The sequence below is a fragment of the Nocardioides sp. Leaf374 genome, assembly GCF_916862475.1.
GTDB classification, from domain to species: Bacteria; Actinomycetota; Actinomycetes; order Propionibacteriales; family Nocardioidaceae; genus Nocardioides; species Nocardioides kribbensis.
The window spans coordinates 14,268-34,553 of record NZ_CAKASO010000026.1; the positions used below are offsets into that span (position 1 = coordinate 14,268).

Genomic DNA, 20,286 nt, shown 5'->3' on the forward strand with positions numbered 1-20,286 from the left:
CAACCCGTCGTACGCCGACCCCGCCCCACCCCAGCGGCCCGGGTGTGGGCCGGGTGGCCCGGTCTCAGAAGTCGCGCACCCAGGGCAGGGTGTGGGCGGCGCCGGGGCGCACCATGAGGATCTGGTCGACGCCCATGCGTCCGTCGCGGAAGGCCATGGCGCCGCCGACGAGGTAGAGCCGCCACACGCGCACGACCTCCTCGCCGACGAGCTCGGTGAGCCGGTCGATGTTGGCCTCGAAGCGCTCGAGCCAGCCGGCGACGGTGTGCACGTAGTGCTCGCGCATCGCGTGCACGTCGCGCACCTCGAGCCCGCCGCGCTCGAGGAAGGCGACGGTCTCGCCGACGGGGCGCATGTACATGTCGGGGGCGATGAAGGACTCGATGAAGGGCCCACCGCCGGGCCAGCGGCCGGTGCGCGACATCTGCTGGATGAGCACGCGGCCACCGGGCTTGACGGCGTCGTGGAGGACGCCGGCGTAGGTCGGGTAGTTGGACTGCCCGACGTGCTCGCCCATCTCGATGGAGGACACCGCGTCGTACTCCTGGCCGGCCGGGGGCACGGCGTCGCGGTAGTCCTGGAGCCGGATCTCGACGCGGTCCTGGAGGCCGCGCTCGGCGATGCGGGCGTCGATGAACTTCTTCTGCTCCGCAGCGATGGTCACGCCGACGACCGTCGCGCCGAAGTGCTCGGCGGCGTGCAGCGACAGCGAGCCCCAGCCGCAGCCGACGTCGAGCAGGCGCATGCCGGGCTCGAGGCCGAGCTTGCGGCACACCAGCGACAGCTTGGCCGCCTGGGCCTCCTCGAGCGGCTGCTCGGGGGAGGAGTGGTAGCCCGAGGAGTAGGCCATGCTGGGCTCGAGGATCAGCGAGTAGAACTCGTTCGAGAGGTCGTAGTGGTGGCTGATCGAGCGGATGTCGCGCAGCTTGGAGTGCAGCCGGCCGCGGATGCGGGCCTGCGAGGCGGGGTGGGCCGGGGGCAGGCCGAGCACGCCGAGGTCCTTGGCGGTGCGCAGCGCCTGCTTCATCGCCGCGGCCGAGGGGCGCCCGCCGCCGGAGAGGTTGCGCTCCTTCGCCACCGCGAAGGCATGGGTGAGCGCGGCGTCGAGGTCGCCGTGGACCTCGATCTCACCGGTCACGTAGGCCTGGGCGGCGCCGAGCTCGCCGGGACGCCACAGCAGGCGGCGCACGGCGTCGGGGGTGCGGATCTCCACCAGCGGAGCGTCGGCGGGGCCGGCCTCGGAGCCGTCCCACGCGCGCAGCCGCACGGGCAGGTCCCCGCCCACGAAGGGGCGCAGCGCCTCGGCGAGCTGCGCGGCGACGCCGCCCGCGGCGGTGGGGGCGGTGGAGGGACGGTCGGTGGTGGAGGCGCTCACGCCTGCTCCTCGGGTCGGGTCAGGACGACCTGGTTGACGTCGAGGTAGCCCGAGGCGAAGCCCGCGCGGGAGTACTCGAGGTAGAAGTGCCACATGCGCAGGAAGGTGTCGTCGAAGCCGAGGGCCAGCACGGCCTCGGAGTCGCCGAGGAAGGCCTCGTCCCACAGTCGCAGCGTCTCGGCGTAGTGGCTGCCGAAGGAGAGCCGGTCGGTGAGGCGCAGCGAGGTCTGCTCTCGGGTCACCTCGTCGATGACCTCCACCGAGGGCAGGAAGCCGCCGGGGAAGATGTACTTGTGGATCCAGGTCCACGTGTTGCGGGTGGCGAGCATCCGGTCGTGGGGCATCGTGATGGCCTGGATGCCGACCTTGCCGCCGGGGGCCAGGACCTTGTCGATGGTCTGGAAGTAGGTGGTCCAGTACTGGTGGCCGACCGCCTCGATCATCTCCACCGACACGACGGCGTCGAACTCGCCGGTCACCGCGCGGTAGTCGCACAGCTCGACCCGGGCGCGCTCCGACATGCCGGCGGCGGCGATCCGCTCCCGGGCCAGCGCCTGCTGCTCGGTGGAGAGGGTGATGGTGAGGACGTCGGCGCCGCGCTGGGCGGCGCGCATCGCGAGCTCTCCCCAGCCCGAGCCGATCTCGAGCACGCGGCTGCCCTCGCCGACGCCGGTGGCGTCGAGGAGACGCTCGATCTTGCGCACCTGGGCGGGGTGGAGCTCCTCGGCCGTGGGCGCGCCGGGCGGGGTGGCCGAGTGGTGGTCGCCGCGGTCGAGCCGGTCGGTGTCGAAGAGGGCGGAGGAGTAGCTCATCGACTCGTCGAGGAAGAGCTCGAAGAGGTCGTTGGAGAGGTCGTAGTGGTGCGCGATGTTGTCGCGGGAGTTCTTCTTCGAGCTGACCTGCGCGCGCGGCGGGCGCTTGGCGACGACGGCGCGCAGCTTCTGCAGCGGGCGCGGCACGAGGTCGCTCATCTGCTCGGCCAGCACGGTGAGGAAGCCGCCGAGGTCCTCGGCGTCCCACGCGCCGACGAGGTAGGCCTCGCCGAAGCCGATCAGCTGGTCGCGCCCGAGGCGGGCGAAGAACTCCTCGGCCCGCGACACGGTGGCCACCGGGCCGCCCTTGCCGAGGGTGGTGCGGCGGCCGTCGGCCTCCGTGATGACGACCGTGACGGCGAGCCGGTTGACCGCCGCGGTGAAGAGGCGCCGCGCGATCCGGGCGGAGACCTGCACGCGGGGCCCGGTGGGGACGACGTCGAGGTCGCCCCAGCGCTGGGTGGCCGGGTGGGCGGTGCGGGCCGGCGGCTGCGGGCCGCTGCCGTCGGGCGTGGGGCGGGTGACGGTCACCGCTGGTCTCCTTCGTGGGCGGGGGACTGGACGTGCTGCTGGACGTGCGCCGGCCGGGGTCGTATCGGCAGGCGGCGCAGCCACAGCCAGACCCCGTGGGCCCGGATCAGCACGGAGCCTCTCAGAGCCGCCGGGGCGGCGCGCCACGGGGCCGTGCCCGAGCGCCGGCCGTCGAGGGCGGCGCTGAAGACGGCGCCGTCGTCGCTGTGCAGGGTGACGGCGATGCGCAGCCGCTCGTCGGGCACCGGCACGGCCAGCTCGTAGTGGCCGTCGGTGCCGTGGAAGGGCGAGACGTACATCGCCTTGTCGGTGCGGGCGCGGCCCTGCTCGTCGGGGTCGACGAGGTAGGCGTGGCGGTCGCCGTAGGTGTTGTGCACCTCGACCACCGTGGCGACCCGCCGCCCGGACCGGTCGAGGCACCAGAAGACGCTGATCGGGTTGAAGCAGTAGCCGAAGGCGCGCGGCTGCGCCGCCATCAGTACCCGCCCGCCCTCGGCGGCCGAGGGCAGCGTGACGCCCTCGCCGGCGAGGAACGCCTCGAGGTTCTCCCGGATGCTGCGCCCGGGGGAGCCGAGGTGGTCGCGGGCCTCGAAGCTGCCCAGCGCCACCGCGCGCCGACCGTGGTCGGGCAGCTCGTCGAGGTCGACCAGCCAGGTGTGGGAGGCGTGGGTGAAGGACCGGGCGAAGGGCCGGCGGCGGGTGTGGCGGATCGTGGTGTCGTAGACGACCGGCGTCTCGACGCGCGGCTGCGCGTCGGGCTCGGCGGGCCACTCCAGCCCGAGCCGCTCGACGGCGGCCAGACCCGAGCGCGCGCCGTCCTCGTGGAAGCCCCAGCCGTGGTAGGCCCCGGCGAAGGTGAGCCGCGCGGAGTCGAGCTCGCGCAGGCGCTGCTGGGCCGCGACCGAGGTGGGGTTGTAGAGCGGGTGCTCGTACTCCATGCGCTCGATGACGCTGGCGGGGTCGACGAGGTGCTCGCCGCCGAGGGTCACGAGGTAGTGGGTGTCGGTGTCGAGGCGCTGGAGCCGGGTGAGGTCGTAGGTCACGACCACGCCGGGGCTGCCGTCGGGGCGGGGCGCGTCGGCGGCGGGGCGCTGGAAGTTCCACGACGCCCAGGCGTTGTGCGTGGTGGGCATCAGCGACAGGTCGGTGTGCAGCAGCGCGGTGTTGGGGGAGTACGGCATGGCGCCCAGCAGCTCGCGCTGCGCGGGCGTCGGCTCGGCCAGCAGCGCGAGGGCCTGGCCCGGGTGGGTGGCCACGACGACGGCGTCGTAGGTGGCGACCTCGCCGTTGCCGTCGGTGACCTCCACGCCGGAGGGGGTCTCGAGCACCGAGGTCACCTTGGCGCCGAGCCGCACCTCCTGGATGCGCTCGCCGACCCGCCGCACGTACTCCCGGCTGCCACCGCTCACGGTGCGCCACGTCGGCGAGCCGAAGATCGAGAGCATGCCGTGGTGCTGCAGGAAGGTGAAGAGGTAGCGCGCGGGGTAGTCGAGGGCGACCTCCGGGTCGCACGACCACACGGCCGCCACGAGCGGCTCCATGAAGTGGCGGGTGAAGTACGCCGAGAAGCCGCCCTCGGCCAGGAAGTCGCGCAGCGGCTGGTCGACGCCGGTGTCGGGGGCCGCCAGCAGCGCCTTGGCGCGGCGGTGGAAGCGGGGGATCTCGGTGAGCATCCGCAGGTAGGCCGGTCGCGTGAGGTTGTCACGGCGCGGGAAGACGCCGCGGCGCCCGAGCGCACCGGCCCACTCCAGGCCGGTGTCGTCGTCGCGGATCGACATCGACATCTCCGACTCCTGCGTGGCGACGCCGAGCTCGGCGAGCAGCCGTAGCAGCACCGGGTAGGTGCGCCGGTTGTGCACGATGAAGCCGGTGTCGATCCCCAGGGTGCGACCCGTGGCGGGGTCGAGCACGTCGTGGGTGTCGGCGTGGCCGCCGAGGCGCTCGTCGGCCTCGTAGAGCGTGACGTGGGCCGTGCGCGAGGCGACGTACGCCGCCGTCAGGCCGGCCACGCCGGACCCCACGACCGCGATCCGCTCCGGCCGGGTGGGCCGGGGGGTCATGCCTGGAACTCGACGGTGCCGACGACGGCGTCGCTGGGCTCGACCGGCTGGGTGCCGGCCTCCTCGATCGAGATGGCCGCGCCGGTGGCGTCGGCGGCCTGGCCGCTGAAGACGGTCTCGTCGGAGTCGGTGGCCATCGGGCCCGCCGCGACGTACTGACCGTCACGCAGCAGCCACAGCTCGTAGACGTAGCCCTCGGGGGCCGGCGGCATGTCGACGGTGGTGACGATGGCGCGGTTGAGGTCCTCGGAGCGGATGACGGTGGCCTCGGCGTCCGGGTCGACACCCTCGGCGAGCTGCACGCGGAAGCGCTGCGCGTCGTCGGCGTTCTGCACGGCCTCGGCGGCGGTGTAGGTGGAGGTGTCGTCCTGGGCGGCGGTCCACACGACGCCGCCGGTGCCGGCGACGACTACCGCCGCGGCCGCGGCGGCCAGAAGCCCGCGAAATCGACGGCGGTCGCGCCGGTCGGCCAGGGACGTCACCTCGGCCCGGACCTCGCCCACCACGGGCGGCATCGGCCGCACGGTGGCGATGCCGGAGAGCACCCGGTCGCGCAGCTCCGGAGGAGGCGCGGTGAGGCTCATCTCGGTCATCATCGAGGCCGCCTCGGCGAGGCCGTCGACCTCGTCGCGGCAGGCCGGGCAGGTGGCAAGGTGGCGCTCGAACTCGGCGCGCTCGAGGTCGTCGAGGGCGTCGAGGGCGTAGGCGCCCGAGAGCGCGTGGCTGTCGCTCATGAACCCCCGACTCCCATCGTGTCGCGCAACCGGATCAGTCCGTCCCGGATGCGGGTCTTGGCGGTGCCGACCGGGAGGTCGAGCAGCTTCGCCACTTCCGTGTGTGTGTAGCCCCCGAAGTACGCCAGCTCCACGGCTTCGCGCTGGACGGCTGTGAGGCTGGCGAGTGCTCCGCGCACGCGCCGAGCCTCGAGCGAGGCGTGTGCGGCCTCGGCGGTCGAGTCGTGGTCGACCGGCTGGTTCTGGTGGTGGTACTTCTCGTCCCGCCGGCTGGAGGCCTCGGCCGAGCGGACCCGGTCGACGGCCTTGCGGTGGGTGATCGTGAGCAGCCACGAGAGCGGGCTGCCCCGGTCGGGGTCGAAGCGGGTGGCGGTCTTCCAGATCTCCAGGAAGGCCTCCTGCGTCACCTCCTCGGCCTGCGCCGGGTCGCGGACGACCCGGACGGCCAGGCCGAAGACCCGGGAGGAGGTGGCGTCGTAGAGACGCGCGAACGCCGCCTGGTCACCTCGCGCCGACTGCTTGAGGAGGTCGGAGAGGTCGGGGGCGGCGTGGGCCGCCGGGGCCCCCTCCGAAGAGGGGACCCCCGCGACTGCTGGCCTGGCTTCGTCCACGTCAGTCATTCTCTCGTGCTGAGGTTTCCGTCGCCAGCCCGGTGCTGGTCGAGCAGGTCACGCGGTGCTCCCGGGGGAGCGGTGGTGCTGGTGCTGCCGTGCCGTGCTGATCGCGAGGATCAGTTGGCCGGGGGCATCAGGACCTGGTCGATGACGTAGACCGTGGCGTTGGCGGTGGGGATGTTGCCGCACAGCACGTTGGCGCCGTTGACGGTCATGCCCTCGGTGTCGCCCTCGACCTCGACGGTGCCACCCTGCACGGACTCCTGCTCGCCCACGACGGCCTCGGGGTCGAGCTGCTCACCGATGACGTGGTAGGTCAGGATCGAGGAGAGGAGCTCCTTGTCGGCCAGGACGGCCTTGAGGTCCTTCTTCGGGATCGCGGCGAACGCGTCGTTGGTGGGCGCGAACACGGTCGCGGCCGGGAGGTCGTTCAGGGTGCCCACGAGGTCGGCGGCGGTGACGGCCTCGACCAGGGTGGAGAGCAGCGGGTTGTTGCTCGCGGCGGTGGCGACCGGGTCCTGGACCATGCCGTCGAACGAGCCGGGGCCCGAGGTCGGGACGGCCGAGCAGGCCTCGCCGAAGGTCTGGGCCTCGGCGCCCTCACCGGCGGCGTCCTCCGAGGGGGACTCCGAGGCCTCCTCGGTGGCGTCCGAAGCGGCGTCGCCGGCGGCCGAGGTGGCGTCGGAGGCGGTGTCAGCGGCCTCGTCGGCCTCGTCGCCGCAGGCGACCAGCGAGAGCGAGAGGGCCAGGGTGGCAACAGCGGCGGCGCTGGTGCGGCGGAACGTGGTGTTCTTCATGGGAGTTCATGCCTTCCGTCTTGTGACTGGACGCGGGTAGTTCGGTCCTGTGCCGGGGGTGGATTGGTGGTGGAGGGGGAAGTTTCGGGACGTCTAGCCCAGAAGGGTGGGATCGGGGCTAGGGTGCGCCGCCCCCATGGCTCCGCGCCGCGCGCGCCTGTCGTACGACGCACGCCCCCGCGCCGCCGGCGTGGCGGTGCGGGGGCGTGCGGGTGGGAGGTCGCAGCGACGGATCGGGCGGGGCTCAGGCGACGCTGACGAGCAGCGAGTGGATGCCGCTGGAGCCGCCGGGGAAGGGCTGGGCCTGGGCCGCGGTCTGCACGTTGCCGTCGCCGTCGACGCAGCGCGCGGAGATGGTGTGCTGGCCCTCGTCCTGGGCGTCCCAGCGGTAGAACCACTGGCGCCAGTAGTCGTTGTTGACCTCGGGGCCGAGCTCGGCGTCCTGCCAGCCGCCGCCGTCGACCTGCACCTGCACCTTGGCCACACCGCCCTTCTGCTGGGCCCAGGCGACGCCGCCGACGATGTTCTCGCCCTTGTCGAGCTGGTCGAGGGCGTTGGGGGTGTCGATGCGCGTGGAGATCTTGATCGGGGCGTCGGTGTCCCAGTCGCGCTCGGTCCAGTAGGCCTGCGCGTCGTCGTAGGTGGTGAGGGTGAGGCGGGTGAGCCACTTGCAGGAGCCGACGAAGCCGTAGAGGCCCGGGGTGATCATCCGCACGGGGAAGCCGTGCTCGCGGGGCAGGGGCTCGCCGTTCATGCCGACGACCAGCATCGTGTCGCGCCCGTCGACGGCGACCTCGAGCGGCGTGGAGATGGTCATGCCGTCGAAGTCGGTGGCGAGGATCTGGTCTGCCTTGGTGCCCTCGATGCCGGCCCGCTCCAGCACGTCGGTGAGGCGCACGCCGAGCCAGGTGGCGGCGCCGACGAACTTGCCGCCGACGCTGTTGGACACGCAGGTCATGGTGATGTCGCGCTCGATGAGCTCCATGCCGAGGAGGTCGTCGAAGGTGAGGGTGACCTCCTGGTCGACGTCGCCGTCGATGGTCAGCGTCCAGTCGTCGGCCGAGAGGATCGGGGTGTCGAGGCGGGTGTCGACGCGGTAGAAGTCGGCGTTGGAGGTGCGCAGCGAGGAGATGCCGGGGTACTTCTCCGACAGGTCGGTCGGCAGCGCGGGCGCGGGGTCGGCGGCCGTGGGCAGCTCGATGTCCTCGGGGCGGGTGCGCAGACCGGTGATGAAGCGGCCGGCGCCGCCCATGACGGCCGCGGCCAGGGCGAGCACCCCGGTCGCCACCAGCACGCCGCGTCGCGAGGCGCCGCGGGGGGCCGGGTCGTCGGAGCGCACGGTCGCGCCGGGCACCGGCTCGGCGTCGGCGGAGCGGGAGCCGCGGGTCGCGGCGCGGTGCAGCCAGCCGAGGGCGGCGACGCCGGCGACGGCGGCGACCAGGCTCGGCACGACGTCGCTGACCTTCGCGCCGGTGGAGGTGAGGGCGGCGAAGGCGGCCACGGCCACCAGCACGACCAGCATCACGGCGCCGTAGACGAAGCGCCTGCGGGCCAGCAGCCCCGCGACCGCGGAGAGCAGCAGCACGACGACCATGACCGACCCGATGAGGATCGGCTTGTCGGCACTGCCGAACTGCCGGATCGCCCACTCCTTCATCGGCGTCGGGGTGGCGTCGATGACACGGGAGCCGACGGCCAGTACCGGCGAGGCGGCAGGCGTGGTCAGGGAGGCCAGGAGGTGGCCGGCGGCCATGCCGACGAGGGTGGCCAGGACCCCGAACATGCCCCAGAGGGCGGTCGGGCCGACACGCGTGCGCAGGGAGGAGCTCATGGCAGGTGTTCGGAGCGGGCGGGCCCGCGGATGTCGTCGCGCGCCGGTGGGGGACGCGAGCCGGGTCACCCCGCGGGCGCGGGGAGCGGCCCGAAGTCGCGGTTGCACTCCTGCGGGCCGGCGCAGTCCTGGAGCAGCCTCGTGCGGCGGTCGAGCTCGGCGCGCAGCGCGGCGTACGCCGGGTCCTCGGCGACCGAGTCGATCTCGTAGGGGTCGCGCTCGCGGTCGTAGAGCTCGACGAAGCCGTCGAAGAAGCGGGCGTAGGTGTAGCGCTCGGTGCGCACGCCGCGGTAGAGCCAGCCGCGCTTGCCGGTCTCGGACTTGTAGGCCCCGGCCTGGATCAGCAGCCCGCCTCGGTGGGGGTCCTCGCCCTTCTCGCCCTGCCACAGGTCGAGCATCGAGACGCCGTCGAGGGTCAGGTCGGCGCGGGCGCCGGCGATGTCGAGGAAGGTGGGGGCGAGGTCGACGAGGGTCATCGGACGGTCGGTGCGGGTGCCGGCCTCGACCCCGGGGCCGCGCACGAGCAGCGGGGTCCGCAGGTTCTCCTCGTAGGGCAGGATCTTGCCCCAGAAGCGGTGCTCGCCGAGCTGGTAGCCGTTGTCGGTGACGAAGACGAGGTAGGTGTTGTCGAGCTCGCCGTCCTCGGCCAGCTGCGCGACCAGGCGGTCCACCGAGCGGTCCACGCCGTCGAGCGCGGCCGCGCGCCCCAGGGCGAAGTCGGTGACCTGGTCGGCCGGGACCCGCGGCTTGGAGCGCACCAGGTGCTGCTTGTCGGAGACGTCGCGCTCGTTGTACGACGGCTTGGCCGCGATGCCCTCGGCGAACTCCCGGGCCTGGTCGTCGGTCGTCGTGCGTCCGCGCACGGCGCGCTGGAGGTTCTGCGCCGGGCTGAGGAGCGGGGGGCGCAGCGTGCAGGTCTCCCCGGCCAGGCAGTCGGGGGTCTTGCGGGCCGCGTGGGGGGCGAAGTGGCTGACCCACAGGAAGAAGGGCGCGTCGGCGCGGCTCAGCTCGTGGGCGTAGTCGACGGTGCGCTGCGAGACATAGTCGGTGTAGTAGCCCGGCACGCGCACGCGCCGGCCGTTGTCGTACTGGTGGAAGTCGACGTAGTCGGAGAACCCGTGGCTGCTGGCGTTGAAGATGTTCCAGCCCGGGTCGCGCCCGTCGGTCTGGGAGTAGCCGTTGAGGTGCTTGCCGAGGAAGGCGGTGTTGTAGCCGGCGTCCTGCAGCCAGGTGGCGATGGTGTGGCGCGTGTCGAGACGGTCGTAGCCGCCCTGGGGCGCGAAGTTGGTGTGCACGCCGTTGTTCTGGGCCAGCTGGCCGGTGAGCATCTCCGCGCGGGCCGGGCAGCACAGCGGGTGCGGGGTGATCGCCTCGGTCGCGGTGAGCCCGGCCTCGCCGAGCAGCCGCTCGGTGCGCGGGAGGAACTGCATCTCGTCGTAGCGCTGGTCGTCGGTGATGACCAGGACGATGTTGGGCCGGTCGTCCTCGGGCGCCGTGCGCAGGTCGCGCCCGACCGGGTCGGCGGGCTCCTCGGCCGCGGCGATGACCGGCTGCGACGACGTCGGCGAGAGCGCCGACGACGAGGCGCCCTGGTGGTCCCTGACCTCGAGGCCCACCGCGAGCGACGAGAGCACGACGGTCAGCGCGATCATCGCGCGGAACGGTGTCACGTCAGTTGTCCAGGAGGTCTCGGGGGCGCTGGGCGTGCGCGGCGGTGCGCGGGTGGGGCTCAGGTCGGGCTCGGGTCGGGCTCGGGGTGCTGCGGGCACGACCGTGGGTCGAGCGGTGACCGGTCGCTGCCCCGGCCCGGGCGACGATAGCCGAGGCCGGGGCGGGGCCCGGATCCCCGACCGCCGGACCGTGCCCGCCTGAGGCAGGATGTCGTCCATGTCACAGGAGCAGACGTCGGACCAGCCCGACCAGCCCGTCGTCCGGTACGCCGTCGAGGGCGCGGTCGCCACCGTGACCCTCGACTCCCCGGCCAACCGCAACGCGCTCTCGCGTCGCCTGGTGGCCGGCTTCCTCGACGGCCTCGACCGCGCGGCGGCCGACCCCGACGTGCGCGCCGTGGTCGTGGCGGCCACCGGGCGGGTCTTCTGCTCCGGCGCCGACCTGTCGGAGGCGGCGTCGGGATCGATGGAGGAGGGCGCACGCACCATCGTCGAGCTGCAGCGCCGGATCCTGGCCCACCCGACCCCGGTCGTGGTGCGCGCCCAGGGCCCGGTGCGCGCCGGCGGCACCGGCATCGTGGCCGCCGCCGACGTCGCGGTCTGCGCCCGGGAGGCGACCTTCGCGCTCACCGAGGTCAAGCTCGGTCTGGCCCCCGCCGCGATCTCCCTGACCGTGCTGCCCCGGATGACCTCCCGCTCCGCGGCGCTGGCGGCGCTCGGCGGCGAGGTCTTCGACGCCGAGGCGGCCGAGGCGTCGGGACTGGTGACCCGCGTGGTGGCGGCCGAGGAGCTCGACGCCGCCGTGGCCGAGGTCTGCGCCTCCTTCGCCAGCGGGTCGGCCCAGGGCCTGCGCGAGACCAAGCGCCTGCTCAACCGCACCCTGCTGGCCGACGTGGAGGCCCGCGGCGACGACCTCGCCGCCCTCTCGGCCTCCCTCTTCGGCTCCGAGGAGGCCAAGGCGGCGATGACCGCCTTCCTCTCCCGCGGCCGGAAGTAGCGGGCGCGGGGCCCCGCCGCGGCGGGGTGTGGTGCACGTCCCTGGCCGAACGACGGTCCGCCGGTGCCGCCGGGGCCCGCCGACGGGTAAAGTCAGGTGCTTGCCACCAGGGGGTGGCACGGGCAGGTCGAGGAGTGCAGTGAGTCAGGACGTGGACGCGCAGGCCGAGCAGCAGGTCGCAGCCGAGCAGGCGTTCGTCGACAGGGTCTACCTCCAGCTGGCCGAGTCGGCGCGCAGCGCGCGCGAGCTGGCCCGGGAGGGCCACGACCGCGGTCGGCTGGGCCACGAGGGCGGGCTGGTCGAGCGCGACGCGATGGTCTTCCAGGCCGCCAAGCGCATCGCCCAGCTCGACGCCGCCCACGAGGGCGTCGTCTTCGGTCGACTCGACATGGACCCCGACCTCGACCCCGCCCCGCGCTACGTCGGTCGCATCGGCCTGCGCGACGCCGAGCGCGACTCGCTGCTCATCGACTGGCGCGCGCCCGCGGCCGCGGTGTTCTACCAGGCCACGGCGGCCGAGCCGCACCAGGTGATCCGCCGCCGCGTGCTGCGCTGCGCGGGACCGCGGGTGACCGGCGTCGAGGACGAGCTGCTCGACGCCCAGCGGCTCGAGGAGACCGGCGCCGACCTGCCGATCATCGGCGAGGGCGCCCTGATGGCCCAGCTCTCCCGCGCCCGCGACCGCACCATGCACTCCATCGTCGCCACCATCCAGGCCGAGCAGGACAAGGCGATCCGCGCGCCCGGCAAGGGCGTCGTCGCGATCTCCGGCGGCCCGGGGGTGGGCAAGACGGTGGTGGCGCTGCACCGCGCGGCGTACCTGCTCTACAACGACCGGCGACGCTACGAGTCCGGCGGCGTGCTCATCGTCGGGCCGAGCGGCGTCTTCATGCGCTACATCGAGCGGGTGCTGCCCAGCCTCGGCGAGACCGCCGTGGCGCTGCGCTCGCTCGGTGAGGTCGTCGACGGCGTCAAGGCCGGCCGCCACGACGAGCCGGCCGTGGCCGACGTCAAGGGCTCCGCGCGCATGGCCGAGCTGCTGCGCCGCGTCGCGCGCCAGCAGGCGCCCGGCGGCCCCGACTCCTTCCGCACCTTCTACCGCGACGACGTGCTGGTGCTCGACCGCGGTCTGCTGGGGCGCATCCGCCGCCAGCTGATGTCGCAGGGGCGGCGCAACCGCCAGCTGCCGCGCGTGGCCAACGCGCTGCTCGACGCGCTGTGGCGCCAGGTGCGCGGCGAGCGCGGGCGCGAGCGGGGCCGCGAGGCCTTCAACGACGACCTGCTCTCCGACCGCTCCTTCCTCGACTTCGCCGCGGCCTGGTGGCCCCCGCTCGACGCCCGCGAGGTGCTCGGGTGGCTGCGCGACCCCGATCTGCTGGCGCGGGTCGGCGAGGGCGTGGTCAGCGCCGAGGACCAGCAGCTGCTGTTGAAGTCGTGGGGTGGCGAGGAGACCCTCAGCGTGCAGGACGTCCCGCTGCTCGACGAGCTGCGCTACGCCCTCGGCGACGTGCCGGCGCGCACCGACGACGAGCGCGACCTCGACGACACCGGCCTGCTCGAGGGCGGGCGCGACATGCAGGAGCTCTTCACCGCCGCCGACCGTGAGTTCGCCCCCTCGGGGCGCTCGTGGTCGGCGCCGACCCACCGCATCGAGGACGACCCCTTCGCCCACGTGCTGGTCGACGAGGCCCAGGACCTCACGCCCATGCAGTGGCGCATGGTGGGCCGCCGGGGCCGCACGGCCTCGTGGACGATCGTGGGCGACCCCGCCCAGTCGTCGTGGCCGGTGCCCGAGGAGTCGGCCGCCGCGCGCGCCGAGGCGCTCGAGGGCAAGGCCGTCCACGAGTTCCACCTCTCCACCAACTACCGCAACTCCTCGGAGATCTACGCCTTCGCCGCGGCGTACGCCGAGCGGGTCGGCCTCGACGCCGACCTGCCCACCGCCGTGCGCTCCACCGGCGAGGAGCCGCAGGTCCTGACCGGTGAGCCCGACCTGGAGGAGGCCACCCGCGCGGCGGTCGCGGAGATCGCCGGCCGCGTCGGCGGCACCGTGGGCATCGTGGTGCCGGCCGCCCGGCGCAGCGAGGTCAACGGCTGGCTCGCCTCGTGGCCCGAGCGCGCCGAGGACGCCCCCGGCGCCCGCGCCGCGGTCGGGTCCAGCGCCTCGCCCTCGGGGGAGGACCGCGTGGTGGTGCTCACCGGCCTCGACACCAAGGGGCTGGAGTTCGACGGCATCGTGGTCGTGCGCCCGCAGGAGATCGAGGACGAGTCGGCGACGGGTCGCGCGACGCTCTACGTCGTCCTCACCCGCGCCACGCAGCTGCTCACCACCGTCGGCTGACCCGGGCCGGGCGGCCCGGCATCCACCGCCGGGCCACCCGGCCGGGCGACGGCGGCGGCCGCACTAGGCTCCTCGCCATGAGCACCCCCTCCGCCGCCCGGGCCGCGATCGACGCGCTCCAGGAGCACGAGGCGTGGGCGATCATCCGGCGCTCCACGCGGGCGGGCGACCGCGACACGGTCGGCCTGGTGGGCGGTCGGCGCAGCGTGGTCGAGTCGCTGCTCGACGTACCCCTGGAGGAGGGCGTGCCGACCGAGGGCCACATCGCCGACCGGCTGCTGGCCGTGCCCTTCCGCCAGGTCGCCGAGCGCGGCTTCGAGGCCCACGACGACGCCACCCCGCTGGTGGTCGTCGACGTGGAGACCGAGCAGGAGTTCTCGGTGGCCGAGGTGGTCGAGGCCATCGACGACACCGGCGTGGAGTTCACCGACCGTGGCGGCTTCGAGACCGACGACGAGACCTACGGCCGCCTGGTCGAGACCATCATCGACGAGGAGATCGGCCAGGGCGAGGGCGCCAACCTCGTCATCGGGCGCCACTACCGCGCGCAGGTCGCCGACTGGAGCGCGGCGACTGCGCTCACGGTCTTCAAGCGGCTGCTCGAGCGCGAGCGCGGCGCCTACTGGACCTACGTCTTCTTCACCGGCGACCGCTACCTCATCGGCGCCAGCCCGGAGCGCCACGTGAGCATCCACGGCGGCGACGTGCGGATGAACCCCATCAGCGGCACCTTCCGCATCCCCGCCGGCGGTGACACCAAGCAGCAGCTCCTCGACTTCCTCGCCGACGAGAAGGAGGTCTACGAGCTCTTCATGGTCGTCGACGAGGAGCTGAAGATGATGTGCGACCTGTGCACCGAGGGCGGGCAGGTGCTGGGGCCCTTCCTCAAGCCGATGAGCCGCCTGGTGCACACCGAGTACCTCCTCGCCGGGCGCACCACCAAGGACCCGCGCGAGGTCCTGCGCGACACGATGTACGCCGCCACCGTCACCGGGTCGCCGGTGGAGAACGCGTGCCGGCTGATCAAGAAGTACGAGACCGAGGGCCGGGGCTACTACGGCGCCGCCCTGGCCGTGCTGGGCCGCGACGCGGTCGGCGGGCCGGTCGTCGACAGCCCCATCGTCATCCGCAGCGCCGACGTCGGCCTCGACGGCTCGCTCAAGGTCACCGCCGGGGCGACGCTGGTGCGCGACTCCGACCCGGCGTACGAGGTGGCCGAGACCCACGCCAAGGCCGGGGGCATCCTCAGCGCCTTCGGGCTGGTGCCCGCGGCGCCGGTGCCGACGACCAACGTCGCGGAGCTGGTCAACGACGAGGACGTGCTGCTCGCGCTCAACGCCCGCAACCAGCGGCTCTCACGCTTCTGGCTCACCGACCAGGGCGGCTCGCCGCCCGACCCGCGGCTGCGCGGCCTGAGCGCGGTCGTGCTCGACGGCGAGGACGACTTCGTCAACATGCTGCGCCACGTGCTGCGCGTGCTCGGCATGACCAGCGAGGTGGTGCGCCACGAGGACTACCGCCCCGGCGTGCTCGACGGCTACGACCTGGTGATTGTCGGGCCCGGGCCCGGCGACCCCCGCGACGACACCGACCCCAAGATGGCCAACCTGCGCGCCGCGGTCGCCGAGCTGCTGGCCGCGAAGCGGCCCTTCCTGTCGGTCTGCCTGGGCCACCAGGCGCTCTGCCACACCCTGGGGCTCGACCTGGCCTTCAAGGACATCGTCTTCCAGGGCACGCAGTCGCCGGTCTCGATCGCGGGTCGCACCGAGCGGGTCGGCTTCTACAACACCTTCGTGGGCCGCGTCGGCGAGTCCGGGCTGCCCGCGGGGGTCAGCGTCGAGACCGACGAGGCCAGCGGCGACGTGCACCTGCTGCGCGGGCCGCACTACCGGGGCATCCAGTTCCACGCCGAGTCGATCCTCACCGAGCACGGCTACGACCTGCTGCACGAGCTGGTCGTCGAGCTGCTGCTGGACGACGCTTAGGCAACTAAGTTGAGTTAGTTGGTACAGTTTTGGGTCCAGCCCCGAACCGCTCGCGCCCGCCCGCCAGCGCGTCCGCGGGGCCTCGTCCCAGAACGGAGCGCCGACATGACCTCGACCACCACCGACCAGGCAGCCGACCGGCCAGACCAGGCAACCGACCAGGCAACCGACCAGGCAGCCACGGGTCCGGACGACGGCCCCGCCGACCTGGCCGGCCGCCTGGCCGCGACCGTCGCCCACGTGCGCGGCATCGCCCCGCCCGACCTCTTCGACGTCTTCGCCGCCGAGCAGCGACGGCTGGCCGACGCCCCCGAGCCGCCGGCCCAGATCCGCGTCGGCGACCGGCTGCCGCAGTCGCACCTCACCGACCACGCCGGCCGCCCGGTGGCCGTGCCCGGCGAGGGCCCGGCCGTGCTGGTCTTCTACCGCGGCGCCTGGTGCCCCTACTGCGACGTCGCGCTGCGCGCCTACCAGCGCGAGCTGCTCCCCGAGCTGACCGAGCGCGGGGTGCGGCTCGTCGCGATCAGCCCACAGGGCCCCGACGGGTCGTTGAGCGCCGCCGAGGCGGCCGCGCTGACCTTCCCGGTGCTCAGCGACGTCGGCAACGGCTACGCGCGCATGCTCGGGCTCACCTTCGACCTCGATCCGGAGGTGCAGGAGGCCCAGCTCGCGTTCGGCAACGACTTCACGACCATCAACGCCGACGGCGACTGGACGCTGCCCCGCCCGACCGTGGTCGTCGCCGACGCCCACGGCGTCGTGCGCTTCGTCGACGTGCGGCCCGACTACACCGAGCGCACCGAGCCCGCGGAGGTGCTCGCCGCGGTGCGCGCCCTGGGCTGAGGCGCGCCGTCCCTCCCGGCCCGCCTCCGTCCGGTCGGGCCGGGCGGATCGGGCTGGGCGGATCGCGCTGGGCGGATCGCGCTGGGCGGATCGGGCCGGGCGGATCGGGCCGGGCGGATCGGGCCGGGCGGATCGGGCCGGGCCGGCGAGGGGCGGCGAGGGGCGGCGGCGGGGCCGCCGCCCGGGCCGGCTGCGGCTCGATGACCTAGGTTGGCGGCCGTGGCCGAGGTGGACGTCGTCGTGGTCGACCACCACGACTCCTACACGTGGAACCTCGTGCACCTCGTTGCCGCCGTCACCGGCGCGCTGCCGCGGGTGGTGCAGCACGACGAGGTCTCCGCCGCCGACGTGCTCGCCCACAGCCACGTCGTGCTCTCGCCGGGCCCCGGCCACCCCGCCGTCGCCGCGGACTTCGCGGTGGGTCGCGAGGTGCTGCTGGCGGCCAGCCGCCCGGTGCTCGGGGTGTGCCTGGGCATGCAGGGGCTGGTCGCGGCGTACGGCGGGCGCGTCGAGCGGGTCGCGCCCGGCCACGGCGTGCTCGCCCGGGTGGCCCACGACGGCACGGGCGTGCTCGCCGGGCTGCCCTCGCCCTTCGCCGCGGTGCGCTACCACTCGCTGGCCGCCGTGGAGCTGCCCGCCTGCCTGCGCGCCACCGCCGTCGACGAGGAGTCGGGCCTGGTGATGGCCGTCGAGCACCGCGACCTGCCGCTCGCGGGCGTGCAGTTCCACCCCGAGTCGGTGCTCTCCGAGCACGGTGAGGCGATCGTGGCGACCTTCCTGGGGCTGGCGTGAGCCGCGGGGGCGGGGGCGGGGCGCGCGCCGGCGACCCGGCGGCCTACTTCGCCGACGTCGCGGCCACCCACCCGCGCTGCTTCTGGCTCGACGGCGGCGGCGCGCGCGAGTGGTCGGGGCGCCGGTCGCTGGTGGGCTGGCTGGAGCCGGGCGACGTGTCGCTGTCCTACTCCGCGGCCCGCCGCGAGGTGGTGCGCCATGTCGACGGCCGCGCCGAGGTGGTCGGCGACGACGTCTTCGCCGTGCTCGAGGCCGAGCTCGCCGCCGCCCGTGCCGCCGGCCGCGCCGACCAGTGGTTCGGCTACCTGGGGTACGCCAGCCGCCCCGACCTCCCCGCGCGCCCGTCGATCGACGTGCCCGACGCGGTGCTGATGCGCCCGAGCCACCTGCGCCTCTTCGACCACCCCGAGCCCCCCGCCGTACCGGCCGCCGCCACCCCTGCCGCCGTACCGACCGCCTCCGCGCCGGCCCCATCCGCCCCACCCGTCACACCTGTCGGCCCGGACCCGCACCTGTCGGCCGACGCGTGGGCCGACAGGTGCGGGTTTCGCCAGCCGGCCGGTGAAACCCGCGGCGGCCCCACCCCGGCCTACCGCGCGGCCTTCGACCGCGTGCAGGAGCACCTGCACGCGGGCAACACCTACGAGGTCAACCTCACCCACCGCCTTGAGGCGACCAGCGACCTCGACCCGGTGGCGGCCTACCTGCGGCTGCGGGCGCTCAACCCGGCGCCGTACGCCGGCTTCTGCCAGCACGACGTCGACGGGGCGCGGGGCTGGCTGCTGAGCAGCAGCCCGGAGCGCTACGCGGTGGTGCGCGCCGACGGGGTGATCGAGACCAAGCCGATCAAGGGCACGACGCCGCGCTCGCCCGACCCGGCCGAGGACGAGCGGCTGCGCGCGCAGCTGGCCTCCGAGCCGCGCTTCCGCGCCGAGAACCTCATGGTCACCGACCTGCTGCGCAACGACCTGTCGATGGTCTGCGAGCCCGGCACGGTGGAGGTGCCGCAGCTGATGGCGGTGGAGTCCTATGCCTCGGTGCACCAGCTCGTCACCACGGTGCGGGGGCGGCTGCGCGAGGGCGTCGGCACCGTGGAGGCGCTGCGGGCGCTCTTCCCGGCGGGCTCGATGACCGGGGCGCCCAAGCTGCGCACGATGCAGGTGGTCGAGGAGGTCGAGGCCACCGCGCGCGGCGCCTACGCCGGGGCCTTCGGCTGGGTCGCGGCCGACGGCCGGGCCGACCTCGGCGTGGTCATCCGCTCCCTGACGACCACCGGCGACGGCCGCTACCGCCTCGGCACCGGGGGCGGGGTGACGGTGCACTCCGACGTCGACTCGGAGTGGGCGGAGACGCAGGTCAAGGCCGAGCGCTTGCTCCGGGTGCTGGGGCAGGAGTTCGATGGGGTGTCATGACCGCGAAACACCCGCTCGATAGCCTCGACCGCATGGAGAAGCCGCACGTCGTCGTGCTGTTCGGGGCGACCGGTGACCTCGCCCGCCGCAAGCTGCTGCCCGGTCTGCTGCGCCTCTTCGAGGCCGGCCTGCTGCGCGACGCGAAGATCGTCGGCACGTCGCTGGAGGACATCGGCACCGAGCAGTTCGCGAAGATCGCCCGCGACGGCTGCGAGGAGTTCGGGAAGGGCGACATCGACGACGCCCGCTGGGCGCCCTTCGGCGCGATGCTCAGCTACGTGCCGCAGTCGTCGGGGCCGCACGCGCTGGCCCAGGAGGTCGAGCGCGTCGAGGCCGAGCTGCCCGGCGAGACCGCCGACAAGCGGCGCCTGCACTACCTCTCGGTGCCGCCGAAGGCCGCCCTCGACGTCATCCACCAGCTCCAGGACGCCGGCCTGGTCGAGCGCTCGCGGATCATCATGGAGAAGCCCTTCGGCACCGACCTGGAGTCGGCGCAGCGGCTCAACCACGAGGTGCACCAGGTCTTCGACGAGAGCCAGGTCTTCCGCATCGACCACTTCCTGGGCAAGGAGGCCGCGCAGAACATCCTGGCCTTCCGCTTCGCCAACGGCCTCTTCGAGCCGATCTGGAACCGCAACTTCATCGACCACGTGCAGATCGACGTGCCCGAGACCCTCGGCCTCGAGGGGCGCACGAAGTTCTACGAGACCACCGGCGCCTACCGCGACATGGTCGTCACCCACCTCATGCAGGTGCTGGCCTTCATGGCCATGGAGCCGCCGACCTCGCTGGCGCCCGGCCCGATCAGCGACGAGAAGCTCAAGGTCTTCCGCTCGATGCGCCCCATCGAGCCGCAGAACGTCGTGCGCGGCCAGTACGCCGGCTACCGCGGCAAGGACGTCGTCGCCGACGACTCCGACACCGAGACCTTCGTGGCGCTCAAGGTCGAGATCGACAACTGGCGCTGGGCCGGCGTGCCGTTCTTCCTGCGCACCGGCAAGAAGCTGGCCGAGGGGGCGCGGATCATCTCCATCGCCTTCAAGGAGCCCCCGCTGACGATGTTCCCGAAGGGCTCGAACGTCGGCACCCAGGGCCCCGACCACCTCACCTTCGACCTGGCCGACCAGTCGCGGATGTCGCTGTCGTTCTACGGCAAGCGCCCTGGCCCGGGCATGACGCTGGACAAGATGTCGATGCAGTTCGCCACCCACGACACCAGCGCCGCGGGCTCGGTGCTCGAGGCCTACGAGCGGCTGATCCACGACGCGATGCGCGGCGACCACACCCTCTTCACCACCGCCGCCGGCATCGAGGAGCTGTGGGCCAAGTCGATGCCGCTGCTCGACCACCCGGCGCCCGTGCGCAGCTACCAGCCGGGCTCGTGGGGCCCCAACGCCATCCACCAGCTCATCGCGCCCCATGCCTGGCGCCTGCCCTTCGAGCGCTCCTGGCGCGACACCTCCCACACCACGACGACGACCAACCCCTAGGG

At 73.7% G+C, this 20,286-nt stretch carries 15 protein-coding genes; 7 read left to right on the forward strand and 8 right to left on the reverse strand.

The window, feature by feature from the left end; all coding sequences use genetic code 11:
* Positions 1-64: 64 nt before the first annotated feature.
* The 8 genes from LPA27_RS12435 to LPA27_RS12470 form a co-directional block, all read right to left on the reverse strand.
* Complete coding sequence (locus LPA27_RS12435; protein WP_228942630.1) at positions 65-1,375, reverse strand: SAM-dependent methyltransferase; 1,311 nt, start codon at positions 1,373-1,375, stop codon at positions 65-67.
* Positions 1,372-2,718 carry an SAM-dependent methyltransferase gene (locus LPA27_RS12440; protein ID WP_228942631.1) on the reverse strand — a complete coding sequence of 449 codons (1,347 nt, stop codon included), beginning with the start codon at positions 2,716-2,718 and terminating at the stop codon, positions 1,372-1,374. The genes LPA27_RS12435 and LPA27_RS12440 overlap by 4 nt, the downstream gene beginning before the upstream one ends.
* Entirely contained in the window at positions 2,715-4,778 is a 2,064-nt protein-coding gene (locus LPA27_RS12445) for an FAD-dependent oxidoreductase (RefSeq protein ID WP_228942632.1), read from the reverse strand. The genes LPA27_RS12440 and LPA27_RS12445 overlap by 4 nt, the downstream gene beginning before the upstream one ends.
* Positions 4,775-5,512, reverse strand: a complete 738-nt coding sequence (locus LPA27_RS12450) for an anti-sigma factor (RefSeq protein ID WP_056905199.1) — start codon at positions 5,510-5,512, stop codon at positions 4,775-4,777. The genes LPA27_RS12445 and LPA27_RS12450 overlap by 4 nt, the downstream gene beginning before the upstream one ends.
* Positions 5,509-6,123: an ECF RNA polymerase sigma factor SigK gene (gene sigK, locus LPA27_RS12455; protein ID WP_228942633.1), complete on the reverse strand. Its 615-nt coding sequence runs from the start codon at positions 6,121-6,123 to the stop codon at positions 5,509-5,511. The genes LPA27_RS12450 and sigK overlap by 4 nt, the downstream gene beginning before the upstream one ends.
* 119 nt (positions 6,124-6,242) lie before the next feature.
* Complete coding sequence (locus tag LPA27_RS12460; protein ID WP_228942634.1) at positions 6,243-6,923, reverse strand: fasciclin domain-containing protein; 681 nt, start codon at positions 6,921-6,923, stop codon at positions 6,243-6,245.
* Between the two features lie 244 nt (positions 6,924-7,167).
* On the reverse strand, positions 7,168-8,754 hold the full coding sequence (locus LPA27_RS12465; RefSeq protein WP_228942635.1) for a molybdopterin-dependent oxidoreductase: 1,587 nt from the start codon (positions 8,752-8,754) through the stop codon (positions 7,168-7,170).
* A gap of 65 nt (positions 8,755-8,819) precedes the next feature.
* The gene (locus LPA27_RS12470; RefSeq protein ID WP_228942636.1) at positions 8,820-10,424 is read right to left on the reverse strand and encodes a sulfatase; all 1,605 of its coding nucleotides are present in this window, start codon (positions 10,422-10,424) and stop codon (positions 8,820-8,822) included.
* 217 nt (positions 10,425-10,641) lie between these two features.
* Here LPA27_RS12470 and LPA27_RS12475 point away from each other — a divergent pair, with 217 nt between their 5' ends.
* From LPA27_RS12475 to zwf, 7 genes are all read left to right on the forward strand, one after another.
* Positions 10,642-11,421: an enoyl-CoA hydratase-related protein gene (locus tag LPA27_RS12475; RefSeq protein WP_228942637.1), complete on the forward strand. Its 780-nt coding sequence runs from the start codon at positions 10,642-10,644 to the stop codon at positions 11,419-11,421.
* Positions 11,422-11,560: 139 nt separating this feature from the next.
* Positions 11,561-13,762, forward strand: a complete 2,202-nt coding sequence (locus tag LPA27_RS12480) for a HelD family protein (protein ID WP_228942638.1) — start codon at positions 11,561-11,563, stop codon at positions 13,760-13,762.
* A 77-nt stretch (positions 13,763-13,839) separates the two neighbouring features.
* Positions 13,840-15,747 (forward strand): anthranilate synthase family protein, encoded by a 1,908-nt coding sequence (locus LPA27_RS12485; protein WP_228942639.1) that lies wholly within the window; start codon positions 13,840-13,842, stop codon positions 15,745-15,747.
* A gap of 105 nt (positions 15,748-15,852) precedes the next feature.
* Complete coding sequence (locus LPA27_RS12490; protein ID WP_228942640.1) at positions 15,853-16,590, forward strand: peroxiredoxin-like family protein; 738 nt, start codon at positions 15,853-15,855, stop codon at positions 16,588-16,590.
* Positions 16,591-16,809: 219 nt separating this feature from the next.
* Positions 16,810-17,382, forward strand: a complete 573-nt coding sequence (locus tag LPA27_RS12495; RefSeq protein ID WP_056865277.1) for an anthranilate synthase component II — start codon at positions 16,810-16,812, stop codon at positions 17,380-17,382.
* Positions 17,379-18,794 carry an anthranilate synthase component I family protein gene (locus LPA27_RS19270; protein WP_267477212.1) on the forward strand — a complete coding sequence of 472 codons (1,416 nt, stop codon included), beginning with the start codon at positions 17,379-17,381 and terminating at the stop codon, positions 18,792-18,794. The genes LPA27_RS12495 and LPA27_RS19270 overlap by 4 nt, the downstream gene beginning before the upstream one ends.
* Positions 18,795-18,826: 32 nt before the next feature.
* Positions 18,827-20,284, forward strand: coding sequence for a glucose-6-phosphate dehydrogenase (zwf, locus tag LPA27_RS12505; protein ID WP_056864990.1), 1,458 nt, complete (start codon positions 18,827-18,829; stop codon positions 20,282-20,284).
* Positions 20,285-20,286: the final 2 nt, after the last annotated feature.

What these genes read in the sequence shown, in the direction of transcription:
- LPA27_RS12445 (WP_228942632.1), bottom strand. Translation starts at nt 4,778, where the DNA reads ATGACCCCCCGGCCCACCCGGCCGGAGCGGATCGCGGTCGTGGGGTCC.
- LPA27_RS12450 (WP_056905199.1), bottom strand. Translation starts at nt 5,512, where the DNA reads ATGAGCGACAGCCACGCGCTCTCGGGCGCCTACGCCCTCGACGCCCTC.
- LPA27_RS12460 (WP_228942634.1), bottom strand. Translation starts at nt 6,923, where the DNA reads ATGAAGAACACCACGTTCCGCCGCACCAGCGCCGCCGCTGTTGCCACC.
- LPA27_RS12465 (WP_228942635.1), bottom strand. Translation starts at nt 8,754, where the DNA reads ATGAGCTCCTCCCTGCGCACGCGTGTCGGCCCGACCGCCCTCTGGGGC.
- LPA27_RS12475 (WP_228942637.1), top strand. Translation starts at nt 10,642, where the DNA reads ATGTCACAGGAGCAGACGTCGGACCAGCCCGACCAGCCCGTCGTCCGG.
- LPA27_RS12485 (WP_228942639.1), top strand. Translation starts at nt 13,840, where the DNA reads ATGAGCACCCCCTCCGCCGCCCGGGCCGCGATCGACGCGCTCCAGGAG.
- LPA27_RS12490 (WP_228942640.1), top strand. Translation starts at nt 15,853, where the DNA reads ATGACCTCGACCACCACCGACCAGGCAGCCGACCGGCCAGACCAGGCA.
- zwf (WP_056864990.1), top strand. Translation starts at nt 18,827, where the DNA reads ATGGAGAAGCCGCACGTCGTCGTGCTGTTCGGGGCGACCGGTGACCTC.